This window comes from Streptomyces sp. DSM 41931, from assembly GCF_050271085.1.
Lineage (GTDB): Bacteria > Actinomycetota > Actinomycetes > Streptomycetales > Streptomycetaceae > Streptomyces > Streptomyces albogriseolus.
Genome location: NZ_CP189902.1, coordinates 6,528,129 through 6,548,531, shown reverse-complemented (window position 1 = coordinate 6,548,531; position 20,403 = coordinate 6,528,129). Strand labels below are relative to the sequence as shown.

Annotated in this window: 18 protein-coding genes; 8 read left to right on the top strand and 10 right to left on the bottom strand. The window is 73.0% G+C overall.

The window, feature by feature from the left end; translation table 11 throughout:
• Positions 1–89: 89 nt before the first annotated feature.
• Positions 90–1,529, top strand: a complete 1,440-nt coding sequence (locus tag ACP7TJ_RS29940; protein WP_093765704.1) for an amino acid permease — start codon at positions 90–92, stop codon at positions 1,527–1,529.
• On the opposite strand, the gene ACP7TJ_RS29935 is transcribed toward ACP7TJ_RS29940, so the two are convergent.
• Complete coding sequence (locus ACP7TJ_RS29935) at positions 1,526–2,341, bottom strand: alpha/beta fold hydrolase (RefSeq protein ID WP_093765703.1); 816 nt, start codon at positions 2,339–2,341, stop codon at positions 1,526–1,528. The two genes, ACP7TJ_RS29940 and ACP7TJ_RS29935, sit on opposite strands and share 4 nt — an antisense overlap.
• A 57-nt stretch (positions 2,342–2,398) precedes the next feature.
• Between ACP7TJ_RS29935 and ACP7TJ_RS29930 the strand changes: the two genes are divergently transcribed.
• Positions 2,399–2,872, top strand: coding sequence for a MarR family winged helix-turn-helix transcriptional regulator (locus ACP7TJ_RS29930; RefSeq protein ID WP_093765702.1), 474 nt, complete (start codon positions 2,399–2,401; stop codon positions 2,870–2,872).
• Positions 2,873–2,929: 57 nt separating this feature from the next.
• Here the strand turns inward: ACP7TJ_RS29930 and ACP7TJ_RS29925 are convergent, their stop codons facing one another.
• The gene (locus ACP7TJ_RS29925) at positions 2,930–4,093 is read right to left on the bottom strand and encodes a CapA family protein (RefSeq protein ID WP_390920238.1); all 1,164 of its coding nucleotides are present in this window, start codon (positions 4,091–4,093) and stop codon (positions 2,930–2,932) included.
• A 211-nt stretch (positions 4,094–4,304) separates the two neighbouring features.
• Between ACP7TJ_RS29925 and ACP7TJ_RS29920 the strand changes: the two genes are divergently transcribed.
• The 3 genes from ACP7TJ_RS29920 (at position 4,305) to ACP7TJ_RS29910 (ending at position 6,325) form a co-directional block, all read left to right on the top strand.
• Positions 4,305–4,850: a sigma-70 family RNA polymerase sigma factor gene (locus tag ACP7TJ_RS29920; RefSeq protein WP_033275399.1), complete on the top strand. Its 546-nt coding sequence runs from the start codon at positions 4,305–4,307 to the stop codon at positions 4,848–4,850.
• 133 nt (positions 4,851–4,983) lie between these two features.
• Positions 4,984–5,496 carry a hypothetical protein gene (locus ACP7TJ_RS29915; protein WP_266403293.1) on the top strand — a complete coding sequence of 171 codons (513 nt, stop codon included), beginning with the start codon at positions 4,984–4,986 and terminating at the stop codon, positions 5,494–5,496.
• A gap of 172 nt (positions 5,497–5,668) precedes the next feature.
• Positions 5,669–6,325, top strand: a complete 657-nt coding sequence (locus tag ACP7TJ_RS29910) for a zf-HC2 domain-containing protein (protein WP_093765698.1) — start codon at positions 5,669–5,671, stop codon at positions 6,323–6,325.
• Positions 6,326–6,347: 22 nt separating this feature from the next.
• Here the strand turns inward: ACP7TJ_RS29910 and ACP7TJ_RS29905 are convergent, their stop codons facing one another.
• Together ACP7TJ_RS29905 and ACP7TJ_RS29900 are read right to left on the bottom strand one after the other, a co-directional pair.
• Complete coding sequence (locus tag ACP7TJ_RS29905) at positions 6,348–7,211, bottom strand: Fpg/Nei family DNA glycosylase (protein WP_167743933.1); 864 nt, start codon at positions 7,209–7,211, stop codon at positions 6,348–6,350.
• Between the two features lie 31 nt (positions 7,212–7,242).
• Positions 7,243–9,378 (bottom strand): SpoIIE family protein phosphatase, encoded by a 2,136-nt coding sequence (locus ACP7TJ_RS29900; protein WP_093765696.1) that lies wholly within the window; start codon positions 9,376–9,378, stop codon positions 7,243–7,245.
• Positions 9,379–9,551: 173 nt separating this feature from the next.
• Between ACP7TJ_RS29900 and ACP7TJ_RS29895 the strand changes: the two genes are divergently transcribed.
• Positions 9,552–10,973, top strand: a complete 1,422-nt coding sequence (locus ACP7TJ_RS29895) for a lipase maturation factor family protein (protein ID WP_093765695.1) — start codon at positions 9,552–9,554, stop codon at positions 10,971–10,973.
• On the opposite strand, the gene ACP7TJ_RS29890 is transcribed toward ACP7TJ_RS29895, so the two are convergent.
• A complete protein-coding gene (locus ACP7TJ_RS29890; RefSeq protein ID WP_427766702.1) occupies positions 10,970–12,157 on the bottom strand; it encodes an MFS transporter in 1,188 nt (395 codons plus the stop codon). The genes ACP7TJ_RS29895 and ACP7TJ_RS29890 overlap by 4 nt on opposite strands.
• A 54-nt stretch (positions 12,158–12,211) precedes the next feature.
• Here ACP7TJ_RS29890 and ACP7TJ_RS29885 point away from each other — a divergent pair, with 54 nt between their 5' ends.
• On the top strand, positions 12,212–12,952 hold the full coding sequence (locus tag ACP7TJ_RS29885) for an AraC family transcriptional regulator (RefSeq protein WP_093765693.1): 741 nt from the start codon (positions 12,212–12,214) through the stop codon (positions 12,950–12,952).
• 7 nt (positions 12,953–12,959) lie between these two features.
• Here the strand turns inward: ACP7TJ_RS29885 and ACP7TJ_RS29880 are convergent, their stop codons facing one another.
• On the bottom strand, positions 12,960–13,952 hold the full coding sequence (locus ACP7TJ_RS29880) for an aldo/keto reductase (protein ID WP_367488877.1): 993 nt from the start codon (positions 13,950–13,952) through the stop codon (positions 12,960–12,962).
• Positions 13,953–13,974: 22 nt separating this feature from the next.
• On the bottom strand, positions 13,975–16,989 hold the full coding sequence (locus tag ACP7TJ_RS29875) for an alpha-mannosidase (RefSeq protein ID WP_427766697.1): 3,015 nt from the start codon (positions 16,987–16,989) through the stop codon (positions 13,975–13,977).
• Positions 16,990–17,349: 360 nt separating this feature from the next.
• Between ACP7TJ_RS29875 and ACP7TJ_RS29870 the strand changes: the two genes are divergently transcribed.
• Positions 17,350–17,745: a VOC family protein gene (locus tag ACP7TJ_RS29870; RefSeq protein WP_093765690.1), complete on the top strand. Its 396-nt coding sequence runs from the start codon at positions 17,350–17,352 to the stop codon at positions 17,743–17,745.
• Positions 17,746–17,757: 12 nt separating this feature from the next.
• On the opposite strand, the gene ACP7TJ_RS29865 is transcribed toward ACP7TJ_RS29870, so the two are convergent.
• The 3 genes from ACP7TJ_RS29865 to ACP7TJ_RS29855 all read right to left on the bottom strand — a co-directional run bounded on the left by ACP7TJ_RS29865 (position 17,758) and on the right by ACP7TJ_RS29855 (position 20,365).
• Positions 17,758–18,237, bottom strand: coding sequence for a GNAT family N-acetyltransferase (locus ACP7TJ_RS29865; protein ID WP_093765689.1), 480 nt, complete (start codon positions 18,235–18,237; stop codon positions 17,758–17,760).
• Between the two features lie 43 nt (positions 18,238–18,280).
• The gene (locus ACP7TJ_RS29860; RefSeq protein WP_107308660.1) at positions 18,281–18,454 is read right to left on the bottom strand and encodes a hypothetical protein; all 174 of its coding nucleotides are present in this window, start codon (positions 18,452–18,454) and stop codon (positions 18,281–18,283) included.
• 417 nt (positions 18,455–18,871) lie between these two features.
• Entirely contained in the window at positions 18,872–20,365 is a 1,494-nt protein-coding gene (locus ACP7TJ_RS29855; protein ID WP_376724379.1) for an SDR family NAD(P)-dependent oxidoreductase, read from the bottom strand.
• Between the last annotated feature and the right edge of the window lie 38 nt (positions 20,366–20,403).

The following is a 20,403-nucleotide window of genomic DNA, read 5'->3' as shown; positions in this document are numbered from 1 at the left end:
CCGGCTCGCGTGGTGTCTTCCGTCACCGGCGCCCCCGGGGGATCATGAGTCCTCGTCAGCCGCTTGCCGAACGCGAAGAGGTGAGACGCATGGCCGGACTCCGGGCGGGCGAAGGAATTCTCCGCCGCAAACCGATCGAGCGCATCGAGGAGACGGAGGTCGGCCGGGGTCCGCGGCTGGAGCGCACCCTGGGCCTCTGGCAGCTCACCGCGATCGGCGTGGGCGGCATCATCGGCGCGGGCATCTTCACCCTCGCGGGGACGGTCGCGAACGGCACGGCGGGACCCGCGGTGCTGTTGTCCTTCCTGATCGCGGGCGTCGCGAGCGCGGCGGCGGCGCTGTCGTACGCCGAGTTCGCGGGAATGATCCCGAAGGCCGGCTCGGCCTACACCTACGGGTACGCGGTGCTGGGCGAGCTGGCGGGCTGGTTCATCGGCTGGGACCTGCTGCTGGAGTACACGGCGATCGTCGCGGTGGTCGGCATCGGCATCTCCGGCTACTTCAGCTTCCTGGTGAACGAGATGGGCGCGGACCTTCCGGCCTGGATGCTGGGGGCGCCCGGCACCGGGGACGGGCACCGGGTCGATCTGTTCGCGGCGCTGCTGTGTCTGCTGATCGCGGCGCTGCTGAACCTGGGCATCAAGAACGCGGCGCGCTTCGAGACGGTCGTCGTGGTGCTGAAGGTCCTGGTCGTGCTGCTGGTGATCGGCGTCGGCGTGTTCCACATCCAGGCGGCGCACTACGAGCCGTTCTTCCCGTTCGGTGTCGGCGGGGCGTTCACGGGTGCGGCGACGGTGTTCTTCGCGGTGTTCGGCTACGACGCCATGTCGACGGCGGCGGAGGAGTCCAAGGACGCGCAGCGGCACATGCCGAAGGCGATCATCTACTCGCTGATCGTCTCGATGGTGCTGTACGTGGCGGCCTGCCTGGTGCTGACGGGCATGCAGGACTACCGGGACATCGACCCGGAGAGCGGCTTCTCCACGGCGTTCAAGTCGGTGGGGCTGACCGGGCTGGCGGACGTGATCGCGGTGGGTGCCATCATCGGCATCCTCACCGTGATGTTCACGTTCATGCTGGGCGTGACCCGGGTGTGGTTCGCGATGTCCCGGGACGGGCTGCTGCCCCGCTGGTTCGCCAGGACGCACCCCACCCGGCACGTGCCGACGCGGGTCACCTGGATCGTGGGGGTGGCGTCGGCCGCCATCGCCGGGTTCCTGCCGATCGGCGAGGCGGCCGAGCTGACCAACATCGGCATCCTGCTGGCGTTCGTGGTGGTGTGCACGGCGGTGATCGTGCTGCGCTACCGGCAGCCGGAGCTGCCGCGCGCCTTCCGCACACCGTGGATGCCGGTGGTGCCCGCGGTGGGCGTGGTGTTCTCGGTCTGGCTGATCACGTTCCTGCAGTGGCAGACCTGGGCGCGGTTCGCCGTGTGGTTCGCGGTCGGCCTGGTCGTCTACTTCGGCTACTCCTACCGGCGTTCGGCGCTCGCGCGGGCGGCCGGGGACGACGGTGGGAAGCGGGACTAGAGCGCTTCCAGGAAGTCGAGCAGGACACGGTTGAACGCGTCGGGGCGCTCCAGCGCGGAGTAGTGGCCGGTGCCGTCGATGGTCGCCGTGCGGCCGTCGGGGACGGCGCCGGCCAGGCGCTCGGCGGCGGCATGCAGATCGGCCGGCTCCAGGGAGCCGTTGACGGCGAGCAGCGGGACGCGGATCTCGCCGGTCCGGTCGAAGGAGCCGGTCACCCGGACCAGCCAGTCCTTCTCGCCCGGGCCGTGCTTGGACAGCGTGTGCAGGGCCATCTCGCGCACGCGGCGCAGCACGTCGGGGTCGACGGCGTCGGCCGTGCGCGCCGGTCCGGGCACGAGCCGGAGGAAGGCGTCGAGCCAGGCGGTCACGTCCCCGGCCGCCAGCGCCCGGGCCATCGTCTCCTCCAGCTCGCGGTGCCAGGGGTCGGTGTAGCGGTGGTCGCCGGTCGCGGCCCCGGCGGTGACCACCGCGCGGACCAGGCCGGGGTGCTCGAGCGCGGTGTCGGTGGCGATCACGCCGCCCATGGAGAGTCCCACGAGGACGGCGGGTCCGGCGTCGAGGTGGCGCAGCAGCGCGGCCAGGTCGTCGGCCCAGCGGAACGGGGCGGTGGCGTTGGCGGAGAAGCCGTGGCCGCGCGTGTCGGGGGCGATCACCCGGTACCGCTCGGCGAGGACGGGCACGTGGTCGTCCCAGATCCGGTGGTCGACGAAGCCGGAGTGGAGCAGGACGACGAGGTCGCCGGAGCCGGTGTCGCGGTAGGCGAGGTCGCCGTCGGCGGACGGGAAGGAACGAAGATCCGAAGCACCATTCATGACAACTAAGGTGTCATGTGGGGGTCGCTTTGACAACCTGGATGTCATGATGGACGGGTGACGGACCACGAGACCCCCCTCCCGCCGGACGAGCTCGGCCGACGTCTCACCGACGTGTACGACCTGGTCGGCCCCCTGTACCGGCGCGCCCAGCGCAGCGTCGAACGCGGCCTGACGGACGGTGAGCTGTCCCTCGGGGTGCGCGCGGTGCTGACGCTGCTGCACCGCAACGGGCCGATGACGGTGCCGCAGATGGGCCGGGCGCAGGCGATCAGCCGCCAGTTCGTGCAGCGCACGGTGAACGAGGCGGCGGACCAGGGGCTGGTGGAGAGCATTCCCAACCCGGCCCACCGGCGCTCGTCGCTCATCCGTCCGACGGAGAAGGGCACGGCGGCGATCGGCGAGGTGCTGCGCCGGGAGCACGCCCTGCTGCGGGAGACCGGCGGCGGCCTGACGGACGCCGAGGTGACGGCCTGTCTGCGTGTGCTGGGCGAGCTGCTCAAGGCGCTGGACCACGTCGACGACGACTGACGCCCGCGCGCCCGGTCCGCAGGCCCCGGACCGCAGGCCCCGGACCGACCCCGCCCCTCAGCCCCGCCCGCCCGCCATCACGAGCCCGTCCTTCGCCGCGCCCCTGCTGAACACCACGTCGCGGATGCGGTCGCGGACGGCGTGCAGTTCGGCGCCCTGGGCCAGGGCCTCGTTGAGGTCGACGACCCGGCCGGCGTCGACGTCGTACAGCTGCGGCACGAACTCGGCGCGGGTGACCTCCCAGCGGCCGCCGGGGCGAGGCGGCGGGGAGAAGGTGAAGCGGCCGACGGTGGACTGGTTGCCGCGCGGGTCGCTCACCCCCTCGTGGTTGGTCATCTCGCCGGCGATCTGGTCGCCCATGCCGAAGACCACCCAAGTCCCGTTGACCTTCTCGTACGCCTGGGGGACATGGGCGTGGGTGCCGAGGATCAGGTCGACGTCCGGGCGGTCCCCGCTCCTCGACGCGGTGAGGGAACGGGCGAGGGAGAGCTGGAGGTCGTCGGGCTGGTCCTGCCACTCGGTGCCCCAGTGCAGGGAGACCACCACGACGTCGGCCCCGGCACCGCGGGCGGCGCGGGCGTCGGCGACGATCCGCCGCTCGTCGATCAGGTTCACCGCCCAGGGCCGGTCCGGCGGCAGCGGGATCCCGTTGGTGTCGAAGGTGTAGGCGAGATGCGCCACCCGGGCCCCGCCCGCCTTCAGCAGGGTCGGTGCGGCGGCCTCCTCGGCGGAGCGGGCCGAGCCGGCGTGGCGCAGCCCCGCCCGGTCGAGGGCGTCGAGGGTGCGGCGGATTCCGTCCTCGCCGTCGTCCAGCGTGTGGTTGGAGGCGGTGGAGCAGCCGTCGTAGCCGGTGGCGGCGAGTCCGGCGGCGACCTCGGGCGGCGACTTGAAGAGCGGGTAGCCGCTGTAGTCGCCGTCCGCGCCGTAGACGGTCTCCATGTGGCACAGCGCCAGGTCCGCGGGGGCGACGACGGAGCGGATGCCGGAGAGCATCGGCCGGAAGTCGTACCCGGCGCCCCCGGCGTCGAACCCGGCCTGTTCGATGACGGAGGTGTGGGGCAGGACGTCTCCCGACGCGACCAGGGTGAAGCCGCGGTGGGCCGCCGCCGAGGGAGCCGGACGCCCCTGGGCCGGCGGCGTGTGGTCGCGGGCCTGGCAGGCGGCGCCCGCGGCGAGCACGGCCGTCAGGACGAGGGCCAGCTGTCTGCTGCGTACGATCATCACGTCACCCCGCTGTGGTCGTATTTGTGGATAAACAGGTAAGAAGCCACATCGCTGCGGGCGGTGTTCCGACACGCTCTTTAGGCCGTCCGGCGTGCGAGAACGGCCGTCCCGACCGTTCGTCGAACCGTTCGTCGACGCGATCGACCGTCCGTCGCACACTCCTGTGCGCGCCCTGTCCCCCGGCGGCGGGGTGCGTTGCCATACGGCCATGACGGCCGGAATGACACTCACGAACGGGACCACCGCCGAGCACGAGCTCGCCGCTCTCCAGCGGGAGCACGGCCGGCCCCTCTTCGCGCTTCTGCTCCGGCTCTGCGACGGGGACCGGCAGCGCGCGGAGGACCTGGTCCAGGAGACGCTGGTGCGCGCCTGGCAGCACCCCGAGGCCCTGCGCGCCGAGAACTTCGACTCCGTACGCCCCTGGCTGCTGACCGTGGCACGGCGGCTCGCCATCGACGCGCGCCGGGCCCGGCAGGCGCGGCCCGCCGAGGTCGGCGACGCCGTGCTGGAGAACGCCCGGGTGATCTCCGACCACGCGGAACGGGCCGCCGCGACGCTCGACGTCCGGGAAGCTGTGAAGACTCTCACTCCCGAGCACCGTGAGGTCCTGGTGCTCGTGTACTTCCAGGGGGCGAGTGTGGCGGAAGCGGCGGCCGCCCTCGGAATCCCGCCCGGTACGGTGAAGTCCCGCGCGTACTACGCGCTGCGCGCCCTGCGCCGGGTGCTTCCGGGCTACGCCTCCGACATGCGGTGAAACCGGCCGTCGGGTCAAACCTCCGTAAAGCGCCTTGCCGTGGAACCCGGTTGGGGATCGGCTGTCCTCATCCGTGTTCCGGACCGGGATCCGGGCTCGGGCGACGCGCACGCACCGGAGGAGGCAGGAAGGGATGCTGCACAGAGGTCGAGAGAGCACGGACGGCGGCGGCGAACCGGCCGTCCCCATGGCCTGGTTCTACGCCGAGTACATCGCGGACGAGCTGCTGCGCACCGGCGACCTCATGCCGCCGACGTCCGTGGAGTTCCGGGCCGGCCGGGACGCGCTGGCGCTGACGGTGTTCCTGTCCGACACCGACGGCGAACTGTCCGGCATCCGGGTCATCACCCAGCTGGAGACGTGGCTGTCGCTGACCGCCTACGACCAGCCGTGGCAGGAGTGGGTGCAGCAGCGGCTGGACGACCTGGCCGCGGACGCCGTCGTGTCCGGCCGGGGCGCGCCCGGCCCGGACCTGGAGCTGGCGGCGGAGGCGTGGCGCTGGCTGCGGGAGACGGAGCTGCTGGCCCCTGATCTCAACGCGGTGCCGGGCGGCGGGGCGGCCGGCGAGGACGAGGGACCGAAGGTGTGGACGCCGGCGTGGCAGCTCGGACTGCCGCTCGGGCACCTCGCCATCCACCTCTTCTAGGGGCCGCGCGGGCCCGTTCCGAGGTCCGCGAGAATCCGACCAATCCGCGGGCCCGAGGTCTCCGAATACTTAGGTCACGATTCGGTGCGCCGCTGAGTCATTCGGCTGCCTGGTGCGTACCGGTGGGAGCAAGGAGTAACCCCACCCGCACCCAACGGCACGAGGATTCGGCATGAGGTCCCTGGAGAGGCATCGCGACGTCGGCGCCTACGCGCTCGGCGTGCTGGACGAGGCGGAGGCGTTCCGCTTCGAGGACCACCTCATGGAGTGCCCCAGCTGCGCCGTCCAGGTCACCGAGTTCGGCCCCGCGACACGCCAGTTGATGCTCTACCGCAGCGCGACCCCGCGCACGGTCCGCCCGGTCGCGCAGCCCTCGCCGCGGATGCTGGACCGGCTGCTCACCCAGGTGTCCGCCCGGCGGCGCGTCGGACGGCGCCGTGTGCTGCTGGCGCTGGCCGCGTCCGTGGTGCTGGCGGTGTCCGCCCCGGCGGTCACGGTGGTGGCGCGGGGCGACGACGGGCCGCGCCCGCTGACCGTGGCGGCGACCGACGAGCGTTCCGGGGTGTGGGCCGAGGTGAGGGTCGAGGACCGCGACTGGGGCAGCAGCGTGGAGCTGCGGGTGAAGGACGCGGCGGGACCGCGCGACTGCGTCCTGGTGGGCATCGGCCGCGACGGCTCCGAGAACGTCATGACGAACTGGGCGGTGCCCCGGCACGACGCCCGCCCCAACACCGTCCCGGGCGGCTCCGCGATGCGCTCCGACGACATCGAGCGGTACGAGGTGCGCTCCACGGAGGGCGAGACGCTGGTGGTGCTGCGGCCCGAGTGACCCGGCGGTCCGCCGCGGGGGGTCACTTCAGCAGACGGGACAGTCTCCGGTCCGCCAACGGTTTGCCGCCCGTCTGGCAGGTGGGGCAGTACTGCAGCGACGAGTCGCTGAACGACACCTCGCGGACGGTGTCCCCGCACACCGGGCAGGGCTCGCCGGTGCGGCCGTGCACCCGCAGGCCGGTCTTCTTCTCCGCCTTCAGCCGCCCGGCCGCCAGCCCGCGCGAGCGTTCCACCGCCTCGGTGAGGGTGGTGCGCAGCGCCTGGTACAGCCGGGCCGTCTCCTCCGGGGTGAGCGAGGAGGCCAGTTTGAACGGGGACATGCGGGCGGCGTGCAGGATCTCGTCGCTGTAGGCGTTGCCGACGCCCGCGATCAGGCTCTGGTCGCGCAGGGCGCCCTTGAGCCGGCGGCGCTCCCCGGAGAGCAGCTCCGCAAGCCGCCCCTCGTCGAAGTCACCGGCCAGCGGGTCCGGCCCGAGCCGCGCGATCCCCGGCACCTCGGCCGGGTCCGCCACCACGTACACCGCGAGCCGCTTCTGGGTGCCGGCCTCCGTCAGGTCGAACCCGGCGCCGGTCTCCAGGGCGACGCGCAGCGCCAGCGGCCCCTTGCCGGGGCGGGGTGCGCCGCTGGGCAGCGGATCCTTCCAGTGCAGCCAGCCCGCGCGCGCCAGATGGGTGACGAGGTACGGGCCGCCGTCCGTGGCCAGCGCGAGGAACTTGCCGTACCGGCGCACGGCGGTGACCTCGCGGCCCTCGACGGCGGTGAGCGGCGGGTCGTAGGTCTTCAGGACGCTGATCGCCACGGGCAGCGCCCGGACGATCTCGTGGCCGGTCAGGTGCTCGGTGAGGAAGTCCTTGAGCGCCTCGACCTCGGGGAGTTCCGGCATGCGTCAAGAGTGCCACCGGCGGCGCGCGTCCTCAGCCCGTGCCGGGGTTCCTCCCTCCGGCCGGTTCCGGGTCCTTGGCCACCACGAACTCGCTCCACACGCACTTGCCGCCGCCGCGCGCCTCCACGCCCCACAGGTCGGTGAGCGTCTCCACGAGCAGCAGGCCCCGGCCGGAGACGCCGCCCTCCCCCGCCTCCCGGCGGCGTGGCAGGGCGCTGGAGGAGTCCTCGACCTCCACCCGCAGCCGCCGTTCGGTCCCGTCGAGCACCCGGAGCGTGACCTCCGCGGACCCCTCGGTGTGCATCAGCACGTTGGTGATCATCTCGTCGGCGACCAGTTCGATCTCGTCGGCCCGGTCCCGGGCGCCCCACGCGGCGGCCGCGGTGCGGATCATGCGCCGGGTGTCGGACAGCGCCTCCGGTTCGCCGGGCGGCACCAGCTGCTTGAGCCGGCCGCCTGAGCGCGGACCCTCCGGCTCGCGGCGGCGCAGCAGGAGCAGCGCCACGTCGTCGTCGCCGCCGCGCTCCTCGGCCACGTCGATCAGCCGGTCGGCCAGGCCGCGTACGTCGTCGGGGCCGACGGCGATCAGCGCGGCGAGGGTCTCCACGCCGTCGTCGAGGTCCGCGCCGGGCTGCTCGACCAGGCCGTCGGTGCACAGCACCAGGGTCTCGCCCGGCTCCAGCTCTATCCGCCCGACCGGGTAGTCGAGCCCGCCGAACTCGGCGGACAGGCCGAGCGGCAGCCCGCCGGGGACGGGCACCCGGCGGCAGGAGCCGTCGACACGGCGCACCATCGGGTCGATGTGCCCGGCGCGGACCGCCTGGATCACGCCGGTGGACAGGTCGACCTCGGCGTAGAGGCAGGTCGCGGAGCGGTCGGTGTCCAGTTCGTGCAGGAAGACGGAGGCGCGGGCCATCACGGTGGCCGGCGTGTGGCCCTCGGCGGCGTAGGCGCGCAGCACGATGCGGAGCTGTCCCATGACGGCGGCGGCGTGCGTGTCGTGGCCCTGGACGTCGCCGATGACGGCGCCGACCCGGCTGCCGCCTGCGGTGCTGCCGGGGAGCGGGATCAGGTCGTACCAGTCGCCGCCGATGTCCCGGCCGAAGGCGCCGCCGAAGGAGGCGGCGCGGTAGCGGACCGCGAGGTCGGCGCCGGGCACGCTGGGGATGGTGCGGGGCAGCATGGCCTGCTGGAGCCCCTGGGCGAGGTCCATCTCCTGCTCGTAGAACATCGCGCGCTGCAGGCTCTGGGAGATGCTGCTGCCGAGCGCGACCAGGATGTTGCGCTCCTCGGCGGTGAAGCCGCGCCGGTCGCTGTAGAGCAGGCCCATCGCGCCGATCGGGCGGGCCTGCACGATGAGCGGCAGATACGCGGCCGAGGTGATCTTCAGCCCGGTGATGCCCCGCCACAGCTCCGGGTAGCGCTCGGCGAACTCCTCCGGGGACTCGATGAAGCGCGGGCTGAGGGTGCGCACCGCCTCGCTCATCGGGTACCGCTCGTCGATCCCGGTGAGTTCGGTGCCGGGCACGAGGCTGCCCGCGGGGCCTTCCGCGATGAGCCGGATCCGGCCGGCCTCGACCAGTCCCATCACCAGACTGGTCGCGCCCAGATGGGTGAGGCCGTGGGTGTCCTTGAGGACGTCGATGACGTCCTGCACGGTCCGGGCGTGGGCGAGCGCGGCGGTGGTCAGCTGGACCACGTTGGTCTGCTGACGGCGCAGGCTCTCCTGGAGGGCCTGGTCGCGGCGGTCGCTGCTGTCCTGCAGTTCCTGGGTGGCGTCGCGGACGATGCCGATGATGCGGTGGGGCCGGCCGGCCTGGTCCCGCCGGATGTAGCCCTGGGTGTGGGTCCAGCGCAGGGAGCCGTCGCGGCAGCGGATGCGGAAGTAGGCGCCGTAGTTCTCCTGGCCGGTGTTGAGCGCGCGGGCCACGACGGAGTCCAGCCGCCGCGCCTCCGCGGGCGGGACGCGGATGGCCAGGGTCTCGGGCCGGTCGTCGTACTCGTCGGGGCGCACGTCGAAGATCTCGTGCGCCTGGGCGTCCATCTGCATCACCCCGGCGTCCAGGTCCCAGTCGAAACTGCCCATGCGGTTGAGCGCCAGGATCGGATCCGGGTGTTCCGGCCAGTCGTCCGGGAGTGACACGGGGCTCGCTCCCCGATCAGCCATGGGGCCACCTTGCCAGGATTCGGCCGATTCTTCGACCGCTGGGCCGCCGCGGGACACGGGTATCCCGGGGCGCCCGGTGGTACACGGGAAGTCACAGGCGGCAGGGCGTCACGAGGCCCGGGAGCCGGGCCGGGACCGGTCCGGCGGGGCGGCGCAGGACGGAGGGTGCGGCCGTGGAGTGGTTCGGCGCGACCGAGTACTGGACAGGCCGGCTGGTCTTCCAGAAAGGGCTGGCCGTGCTCTACCTGGCCGCGTTCCTGGCCGCGGCGCTGCAGTTCCGCGCGCTGATCGGGGAGCGGGGCATGCTGCCGGTGCCGCGCTTCGTGGCGCGGGTGCCCCTGCGCCGCTCCCCCAGCCTGTTCCACCTGCACTACTCGGACCGCTTCTTCGCCGGATGCGCGTGGGCCGGATGCGCGGTGTCGGCGGCCCTGCTGGCGGGGGCGGACGCGCTGGTCCCGCTGTGGGCGGCGATGCTGCTGTGGCTGGTGCCGTGGGCGCTGTACCTGTCGATCGTGAACGTCGGGCAGACCTGGTACGCGTTCGGCTGGGAGTCGCTGCTGCTGGAGGTGGGGTTCCTCGGCGTGTTCCTCGGCAACGACGAGGTGGCGCCGCCGGTCGTCGTGCTGTTCCTGCTGCGGTGGGTGCTGTTCCGGGTGGAGTTCGGCGCCGGGCTGATCAAGATGCGCGGCGACGAGTGCTGGCGCCGCCTCACCTGTCTGGAGTACCACCACGAGACCCAGCCGATGCCGGGGCCGCTGAGCTGGTTCTTCCACCACCTGCCGAGGCCGCTGCACCGTGTCGAGGCGGCGGCCAACCATGTCACCCAGCTGGTGGTGCCGTTCCTGCTGTTCGCGCCGCAGCCGGTCGCGTCGGCGGCCGCCGCGCTGATGATCGTCACCCAGTTGTGGCTGGTGCTGTCCGGGAACTTCGCCTGGCTGAACTGGATCACCGTCGTGCTGGCACTCCCCGTCGTGGCGTGGCCGTCCGATCCGCCGCCGGTGGACGACGCCCCGCTCTGGTACGTGGTGGTCGTGCTCGCGGTGTCCGCGCTGCTGCTCGCGCTCAGTCACGCGCCGGTGCGGAACATGCTCTCGCGGCGCCAGGCGATGAACCGCTCCTTCGACCCGCTGCACCTGGTGAACACCTACGGGGCGTTCGGCACCGTGGGCCGGGTGCGGCACGAGGTGGTGCTGGAGGGGACGGCGGACGAGGTGCCCCGGGAGGACTCCGGCTGGCGGGAGTACGAGTTCAAGGGGAAGCCGGGCGACCCCCGGCGCTGGCCGCGCCAGTTCGCGCCGTACCACCTGCGGCTGGACTGGCTGATGTGGTTCGCGGCGCTGTCCCCCGCCTATGCGAGCCCGTGGTTCGGCGGGCTGGTGGAGCGGCTGCTGGAGAACGACCCCGACACCCTGCGCCTGCTGCGCCGCTCCCCCTTCCCCGCGGACGCCCCGCCCCGCCACATCCGCGCCCGCCTGTTCCGGTACCGCTTCACCACCTGGCGGGAGCTGCGCGAGACGGGCGCCTGCTGGGAGCGGACGTACGTACGGGAGTTCCTGCCGCCGACCCGGCTGGCCGGGAGCGCGCGGAAGTCCTAGGACGGGTGCGACGGCGCGGGGCCGTCCGACTCCGTGGCGCCGGACGGTGACGGGAGCGCGGGCTCGGGCAGGGTGCGGAACAGCAGCCAGGCCAGGACGGGCATGAGGATCAGCGGGGTGAGGGCCGTCCGGAGGGACGTCTGGTCGGCCAGGGCGCCGATGAGCGGGCTGATCAGGCCGCCGACGCTCACGGTCAGGCCGAGCGTGATCCCACTGGCGGTGCCGACCCGCGACGGCAGGTAGTCCTGCCCCAGGGTGACCTGCAGCGAGAACGGGACGTAGAGGCCGGCCGAGGTCAGCGCGACGAACGGGTAGAGGGCCGGGCCGGGGACGAGGAGCAGCCCGGTGATGGATGCGGCCGTCAGGAGGTACGACCAACGTGAGACCCGGATCCGGCCCCAGCGGCCGGCCAGCGCACCGCCGAGAACGCTGCCGGCCGCACCCCCCAGGTACAGCAGGAACAGGGCGGCCGTGCCGGCGGCCCTGCTGCCGTCCATGCGCTCGGCGGCGTACAGCGAGACGAACGCGCCCAGGCCGACGAAGGCGACGGAACGGCACACGACGGCCAGGGAGAGCCGTACGAACGACGCGGTGTCGTCCGTGGCCGCCGCGGACGGCCCGGCCGTGCCGGACGGCCGGGGCCGCTGCGCACGCAGCACGGGCAGGCACAGCGCGGCGCCGGCCACGGCCGGCAGCAGAAGCAGCGGCGTCAGCCGGAGACCCCCGACGGCGATCACGGCGGCGACGGTGAGCGGCGCCAGGGCGAAGCCGAGGTTGCCACCGAGCGAGAACCAGCCCATCGCGGTGTGACTGCCGCCGGCGACGGCCCTGGCCAGCCGCGCGGCCTCCGGGTGGTACGCCGCGACTCCCACGCCGGACAGCGCGACGGCCGCGAGCGTGACGGCGTAGGAGTCGCTCACCCCGCTCAGCGCGATGCCCAGGCCCGCGAGCAGCGTGCTGACCGGGAGCAGCCAGGGGACGGCCCGGCGGTCGGTCAGCACGCCGAAGAGCGGCTGGGCCAGCGAGGACAGCACCGAGGCCGCGAGGACGACGCCCGAGACGGCCGCGTAGCTGTAGGCGCGCTCGGCGACGAAGAAGGGCACGAGGGCGGCGACGGCCCCCTGGTAGACGTCGACGCAGGCGTGTCCGACGGACAGCAGGGTGATCGGGAGGTTTTTTCGCACCTCGTCAGCCTGCGGGGCGCGGCGCGTGTCGCGCTTCCGATAATCTGCCAGGCGATGACGGAAGTCCGCCACACCCCCGTGGCTCCCACCCGCGCCCAACGCCTGCGCCCCGGCGGGGAGATCGACGCGCACCGGCACGACGACCACCAGATCGTCTACGCCGGCCGGGGGGTGGTGTCCGTGACCACCGACGCCGGTTCCTGGGTCGCCCCGGCGACGCGTGCCCTCTGGGTCCCGGCCGGCACCGTCCACGCCCACCAGGCGCACGGCGACCTCGAACTGCACCTGGTGGGGCTGCCCGCGCGGGAGAATCCGCTGCGGCTGGACGGCCCCGCCGTGCTCGCGGTGAGCCCGCTGCTGCGCGAGCTGATCCTCGCTCACACCCGCAGCGAGGACCGCGGCAGCCCGGAGGCGAGGAGGCTGCGTGGAGTGCTCCTCGACCAGCTCCGCGTCTCGGTGCAGCAGCCCCTGCATCTGCCCACCCCGGACGACCCGCTGCTGCGCAGGGTCTGCGACCTGCTGCGCGCCGATCCCTCGGACGACCGCACCCTCGCCGAGCTGGGCCGGGAGGTCGGAGCGAGCGACCGCACGCTGTCCCGCCTGTTCCGCGGGGACCTCGGGATGACCTTCCCGCAATGGCGTACCCAGCTCCGCCTGCACCGCGCGCTGGTCCTGCTGGCCGAGCGGACCCCCGTGACGCAGGTGGCGCACCGGTGCGGATGGTCGTCCACGAGCGCCTTCATCGACGTCTTCCGCCGCGCGTTCGGGCACACGCCGGGCACGCACGCCCGGTGACCGGGGTTCACAGCAGGCCGGTGGCGCGCAGTTCCTCCCACAGGGCGTCCGGGACGGGTTCGGCGAAGCGGTCGGCGCAGTCGTCGACCTCGGCGGCCGAGCGGGCGCCGACCAGGACGCCGGCGACCGCCGGGTGGGCGGCGCAGTAGGCCAGGGCGGCGGCGCGCAGCGAGGTGCCGTGCCGCTCGGCGGCCTCCTTGATCCGCAGGGCGCGCTCCAGGAGAGCGGCGGGGGCGGCGGCGTAGTCGTAGGTGGCGCCCGGCCGGGGGTCGGCCAGCAGGCCGGAGTTGAAGGCGCCGCCGACGACGACGGACACGCCGCGGTCCAGCGCGGCGGGCAGCAGTCCGGCGGCGGCGCTGTGGTCGAGCAGGGTGTGCCGGCCCGCGCACAGCACCACGTCGACGTCGGTGTCGCGGACGAAGCGGGTGAGCATCGCGGTCTGGTTCATGCCGGCGCCGATGGCCCCGACGACGCCCTCGGAGCGGAGCCGTTCGAGGGCCGGGTAGCCCTCGCGGAAGGCCTGTTCCTCGTGGTCGTCGGGGTCGTGGAGGTAGACGGCGTCCACACGGTCCAGACCGAGGCGTTCCAGACTCGCCTCCAGGCAGCGGCGCACGCCGTCGGCGCTGAAGTCCCAGACGCGGCGGTGGGTGGCGGGCACGGCGAAGCCGTGGGCGAGGTCGTCGCCGCCCGCGTCGGACGGTTCGAGGCGGCGGCCCACCTTGGTGGAGACCGTGTACGTGTCGCGGGGCAGCTCCCGCAGGACGGCGCCCAGCCGGCGTTCGGCGAGACCGAGGCCGTAGTGCGGGGCGGTGTCGAAGTGGCGAATGCCCCGCCGCAGCGCCGTCCGCACCGCCTCGTACGCCTGCTCCTCGGTGACCGGGGTGTACAGGTTGGCGATGCCCGAGGTGCCGAGGGCGAGCGGGGTGATCTCCACACCGCTGCGGCCGAGTCCGCGGCGGGCCGGCCGGTCCGGACCCGAGGGGGCGGCGAGGTCGCTCATGCCGGGCTCCTCCTTGTCGTGGTCACGCCCGCTTCAGCCGCAGCGTCATCAGCTCGAAGGGCCGCAGCCGTACGGTGATCCGTCCGTCGTCGACGGCGGGCGGGGCCGTGTCCGCGAGGGGGCGTTCCAGCAGGTCGGTCACCTCCACGCCGGCGACCGGGAAGCCGGCGGTGAGCGTGGCGCGGGCGCGGGCGCCGTGTGCCTCGTGGAAGCGGACCACCACGTCGCCGCTCCCGTCGTCGGCCAGTTTGACCGCCGTGACCACCACGGAGTCCCGGTCGACGGTCACCAGCGGCGCCACCTCGCCGGCGCCGTGGAGCCGCCGCTCGGGCAGGTTGACGCGCCAGCCCTCGCGCACCGCGTCCCCGATCGACGCCCCGGGCACCAGGGCGTGCCGGAAGCGGTGCACCCCCTGGTCGGTCTCGGGGTCGGGGAAGCGCGGGGCGCGCAGCAGGGAGACGCGGACGGTGGTGGTCGTGCCGCCGTCGCCGCGGACCGCGCGCGTCACGTCGTGGCCGTACGTGCCGTCGTTGACGACCGCGACGCCCCAGTCGGGTTCCTGGAGGTGGACGAAGCGGTGGTTGCACGCCTCGAACTTGGCCGCCTCCCAGGAGGTGTTGGTGTGGGTGGGCCGGAAGAAGTGCCCGAACTGCGTCTCGGAGGCGTAGCGGTCGGTGTGCAGGTCCAGGGGGAAGGCGAGCTTCAGGAACTTCTCCGTCTCGTGCCAGTCGACCTCGGTGTCCACCACCAGGCGCTTCTCCCCCGGCGGCAGCGACAGCACCTGTGTCACGCGGGAGGCGCCGAAGGTGCGGACGACCCTCACCGTGACGCCGTCGTCGCCGGGGGTGACCTCGTCCGCGTCGGTGAGGTCGGTGACGGTGTTGCGGTAGAACTCGTCGACGTCCCAGGCGTCCCACATGTTCGGCAGGTCCTGGTGCAGTTGCAGCAGATTGCCGGTGCGGCCGGGGGCGATCGTCTCGCGGCCGGCGGCGAGGTCGAGTGCCGAGTCGACCAGGCCCCGGGCGTCGACGCCGACCCGGAGCAGGCCGTTGTCCAGGACGTGTCCGCCGTCGGGGCGCTCCGCGCGCGTGGTGCGTCCGGACATCTCGGCCGGGCGCGCGCCGCCCGCCGGGACGCCGGAGCGGGTGTGCGGGGCCGCGTTGAAGAGCAGCGGCACGCTGCCCTCGCCGGCCAGGGCGCGCTGGGCGGCGTCGATGATGCCGCCCAGCTCGTCGGCGACCCGGGCGTAGGTGGCGCGGGCCTCGCGGTGCACCCAGGCGATGGAGGAGCCGGGCAGGATGTCGTGGAACTGGTGCAGCAGCACCGTCTTCCAGATCCGGTCCAGGTCGGCGTACGGGTAGGGGAAGCCGGTGCGCACGGCGGCCGTGGCCGCCCACAGCTCGGCCTCCCGGAGCAGATGTTCGCTGCGCCGGTTGCCCTGTTTGGTGCCGGCCTGGCTGGTGAGCGTGGCGCGGTGGAGTTCGAGGTACAACTCGCCGACCCAGACGGGCGGTTCGGGGTTCTCCGCCTCGGCCTTGGCGAAGAAGGCGGACGGGGTCTCCCAGGTGACCGTGGCCGAGCCCTCGAGGTCGCGCAGCCGGGCGGCCTTGGCGACCATCTCGCGGGTGGTGCCGCCGCCACCGTCGCCCCAGCCGGTGGGCGCGAGGGAGTGCCGGGCGGCGCCCTTGTCCTTGAAGTTGCGCACGGCGTGGGCGATCTCTGCGCCGCGCATGGAGCAGTTGTAGGTGTCGACGGGCGGGAAGTGGGTGAAGATCCGGGTGCCGTCGATGCCCTCCCAGCGGAAGGTGTGGTGCGGGAAGCTGTTGGTGCGGGACCAGGAGATCTTCTGCGTGAGCAGGTACCTGGAGCCGGCGGCCTTGATGATCTGGGGCAGTCCGGCGGCGAAACCGAAGGTGTCCGGCAGCCAGGCCTCGTCGTTCTCGACGCCGAACTCGTCGAGGAAGAACCGCTTGCCGTGCACGAACTGCCGGGCCATGGCCTCGGAGCCGGGCATGTTGGTGTCGGACTCCACCCACATGCCGCCGGCCGGCACGAAGCGTCCTTCCGCCACGGCCTTCTTCACCCGCGCCCACACCTCGGGGCGGTGCTCCTTCACCCACGCCCACTGCTGGGCCTGCGACATGGCGAAGACGAAGTCGGGCTCGTCGTCGAGGAGTGCGGTCATGTTGGCGGCGGTGCGGGCGACCTTGCGCACGGTCTCGCGCAGCGGCCACAGCCAGGCGGAGTCGATGTGCGCGTGCCCGACGGCGCTGATGCGGTGCGCGGACGGCACGGCGGGCACGGCCAGCACGTCGGTGAGGCGTGAACGGGCGCGCTCGGCCGTGCCGCCCACGTCCTGGAGGTCGACGGCGTCCAGGGCGCGCTCGACGGCGCGGAGGATCTCCCAGCGGCGGGGGGAGTCGACGGGCAGTTCGGCCATCAGCTCGCCGAGCACCTCGAGGTCGGTCACCAGGTGCCACACGGTCTCGTCGAGGACGGCGAGATCCATGCGGGCCAGGGTGTACTGGGGGTCTCTGCCCGCGGTCTCCAGGTCGCCGAGCGGGGTCGGTGTGAAGGGGCGGTAGTCCATGACGACGGGGTTGGAGGCGGCCTCGACGTGCAGGCGCACCTCCTCCCCGCCCTGGACGGGAGCGCCGATCCGCACCCACTGGTTGCGCGGGTTGAGGCCCTTCACGGGGGTGCCGTCCGGACGGTAGACCAGCCCTTCGCACTGGAAGCCGGGCATGTTCTCGTCGAAGCCGAGGTCGAGGATCGCCTCGACGGTGCGGCCGGCCCACGCCTCGGGGACGGTGCCGGTCACCCGGAACCAGCTGGTGCCCCAGGGCGCGCCCCAGCGGGAGCCGACGGTGATCGGCTCGACGTCGGCGGCCAGTCCCTCGGCGACCGGGACCGGTTCCCCCGGCGCGTGCCACACCGCCACCTCCAAGGGCACGGACTCCGGGTACACGGCGGGTCGGATGCGCTCGTCGAGGACCCGCCTCAGACGGGCTTCGACCAGGGTGCGGTCGTCATGCATGCGGCGCTCCATGATTGTGGCCGGTTCGCTGCCGTACGGGGTCCCGCCCGCGAGGCGGGACCCCCGGTACAACTCCCCTCCCGCGGTTCCCTCGAACCGTAACGCGCCGGCGGGCGCCTCCCGGAAGGCGAAGGCCGAGGAGCCGGCCTCGCGCCGTACCCCGTTGCCCCGCCCCGCGCCCGCGAACTAAAGTCGGGCGGGTGACTGCCGGGTCGGCCTTGGGCCTTTCAGAAAAGGCGCTCCCGGCCCCGGAGTGAGTCCGGGGCGGGCGCGAGCGCCTCCGTCGTCGGTCGTTCCATCCGCCCGCCGTGCTTCCGCCGGCGGGGAACGGCACACCGACACCGGAGACGGGAGACCACCATGTCCGCAGCGCCGCACATAGAGTTGAACCACACCGTCGTCTACGCCCGTGACCGCAGACGCTCCGCCGAGTTCCTCGCCGGGATCCTGGGTCTGGAGGTGGGGGCGCCGTTCGGTCCGTTCCTGCCGGTCGACCTGGGCAACGGCGTGACCCTGGACTACTACGAGCTGCGCGACGAGCCCGTGCAGTCCCAGCACTACGCGTTCCTGGTGCCCGAGGAGCGGTTCGACGCGATGATCGCGCGCCTGGAGGAGGCCGGGGTGACGTACTACGCCGACCCGCGGCACACCGAACCGGGCCGCGTGAACACGCTGTTCGGCGGCAGGGGCGCCTACTTCGAGGACCCGGACGGCCACAACATGGAGATCATGACCCGGCCGTACGTCCGCACCTGAGCCCGCGGCCGGTCAGAGCGGCCGGTACATGATGTGCAGCCCGACCCGGCCGTGCCGGGGGTGGTCGAAGGCGTCCGGGACCGTGCCCAGCACGGTGAAGCCCAGCGAACTCCACAGCTTCACGGCGGGGTTGGTCTCGACGACGGCGTTGAACACCATGCCCCGGTACCCGGCGTCGCGCGCCGCGGCCAGCACGTGCTCGGCCAGCAGCCGTCCGGTCCCCCGGCCCGCCCGGTCGGGGTCGACCATGAAGCCCGCGTTGGCGATGTCCGCGGCGGGGCCGCCGTAGTTGGGGGTGAGATAGGCGGAGGCGACGACGGTCCCGTCGTCCTCGACGACGTACACCCGCTTCGCGGGGCTCATCCACAGGGCCCGGGCATCCTCCTCGGAGGTGCCCGGGTCCCAGGTGTAGGTCTCGCCCGCCGCGACGATGCGGTGCCAGAACGGCCAGATGCGCGGCCAGTCGTCGGGGCGCGCTTCCCTGATCAGCATGGACGCAAGTCTGGCACGCCCGGGTGGTGCGGGGTGACGTGTGTCAGTCGACGCTGGGGAGGATGTGCGGCTCCGCGAGGTCCTCCTCGTACCCGGCGAGGCGGATGGGGGCCGAGCGGGCCCACACGTCGAGGAATCCCAGCTCCCCCGGCCGCCGGCCGGAACGCTCCGTGCGTTCGTCGGGGCGCTGTTCGAGTTTCGTCTGCTCCGGTGTCACCGCGCACTCCTTATGTGTCGGTCACCCTCGGAACGTTCCGCGTCGGCCCCGTGGCCGGCGTCCGACGCCCGAGCGGGTCTGTGTCCCATGCCGTTCGGACGCGGTGGCGCCGGTCGTTCGAGGGGAGAGCAGGCCGTGGTGGACCGGCAGTCCCATGACGGATCGTGGGTGCGGGTAGGACCCTTGTTGCTGTCCGTCCGCCTCAGATTAACCAAATGAGCGGCCCCCTGCTCGATGGGGCTGCAAACTGGCTGTAACAATCACATGACGGATCGCCCATCATCAGGCGCTATATACGGGCATGTCGTGACAGAATGCGCACCGTAGCTCACTCGATCGGAGTACGCGCGTCCCGATGTACCGGACAAGTCCGGACGGCCGGGGCGTGGTTCGCGCACCCCCGGCCGTCCTCGGGTGTCACCAGCGGCCGGGCGCGTAGTCCTTCAGGAAGACGCCGTACAGGTCCTCGCCCGCCTCGCCGCGCACGATCGGGTCGTAGACGCGGGCCGCGCCGTCGACCAGGTCGAGCGGGGCGTGGAAGCCCTCCTCGGCGAGGCGCAGCTTGTCGAAGTGCGGACGCTCGTCGGTGATCCAGCCGGTGTCGACCGAGGTCATCAGGATCCGGTCGGACTCGAACATCTCCTGCGCGCTGGTCCGCGTCACCATGTTCATGGCCGCCTTGGCCGCGTTGGTGTTGGGGTGTCCGGCGCCCTTGTAGCCGCGGGCGAACACGCCCTCCATCGCGGACACGTTGACCACGTAGGCGCGGTTCGACGACGCGCGGCGGGCCGCCTCGGCCATCGCCGGGCGCACCTTGCTGATCAGGATGAACGGCGCCGTGTAGTTGCAGAGCTGGGTCTCCAGCAGCTCCACCGGGGAGATCTGCTCGATGGTCTGCACCCAGGTGTTGGAGTCGACGACGTCGGGCAGCAGGCCGCCCGCGTCGATGGCGGTGCCGTCCCGGTGCCGCTCCACGCTGGCGTTGCCCGCGACCAGGGCGAGGTCGGCCACCGCCTGCGCGTCCAGGTTGCTCGTCCCGGCGGGCAGCGCGGTCAGACCGTCCACCGCACCGGAGTTGAACGCGCCGATGACGTGGTGGGCGGGCAGCTCGCCGGCCGGCAGCGGGGCGCTCTCGCCCTCGACGAGCGCGGCGTAGGCGGAGGGCAGCCGGCGCACCGTCTGGGTGGCGTTGTTGATCAGGATGTCCAGCGGGCCCTGCTCCGTGACCTGGTCGGCGAGCGCGACCACCTGGCCGGGGTCGCGCAGGTCGATGCCGACGACCTCCAGGCGGTGGATCCAGTCAGCGGAGTCGTCCATCGCCTTGAAACGGCGGATGGCGTCCTTCGGGAAACGCGTGGTGATGGTGGTGTGGGCGCCGTCGCGCAGCAGCCGCAGCGCGATGTACATGCCGATCTTGGCGCGGCCGCCGGTGAGCAGCGCCCGCTTGCCGCCGAGGTCGGCGCGGGCCTCGCGGCGGGACCGGTTCTCGTCGGCGCACTTCGGGCAGAGCTGGTGGTAGAAGTAGTCGACCTCGGTGTACCGGGTCTTGCACACGTAGCAGGAGCGGGGGCGCTGGAGTATCCCCGCGATGCGGCCCTGCTCGACGCGGGAGGAGGGCAGGATGCCCTCGGTCTCGTCGTCGATGCGCTGGGCGGAGCCGGTGGCGGTGGCCTCGGTGACCGCCTTGTCGTGCGCGGTCTTGGCGGCCCGGCGCTCCTGGCGGCGGCGCTGCTTGACCGTGCGGTAGATGTGCGAGGTGGCCCGGCGGACCGCGATCGCGTCCGGGTGGTCCACGTCCAGCTTGTCGAGTTCCTCGAGCACGCTCAGGCAGACGGCCAGCCGCTCCGGGTCGATGCCGGGCCCGTGCGCCACCTCGTCCGTGGTCCCGGGTCCGTCCTGTGTCACCGTCATCGCCGCTGCCGTTCCCGCTTCGGTTCTCGCGGCGCTCC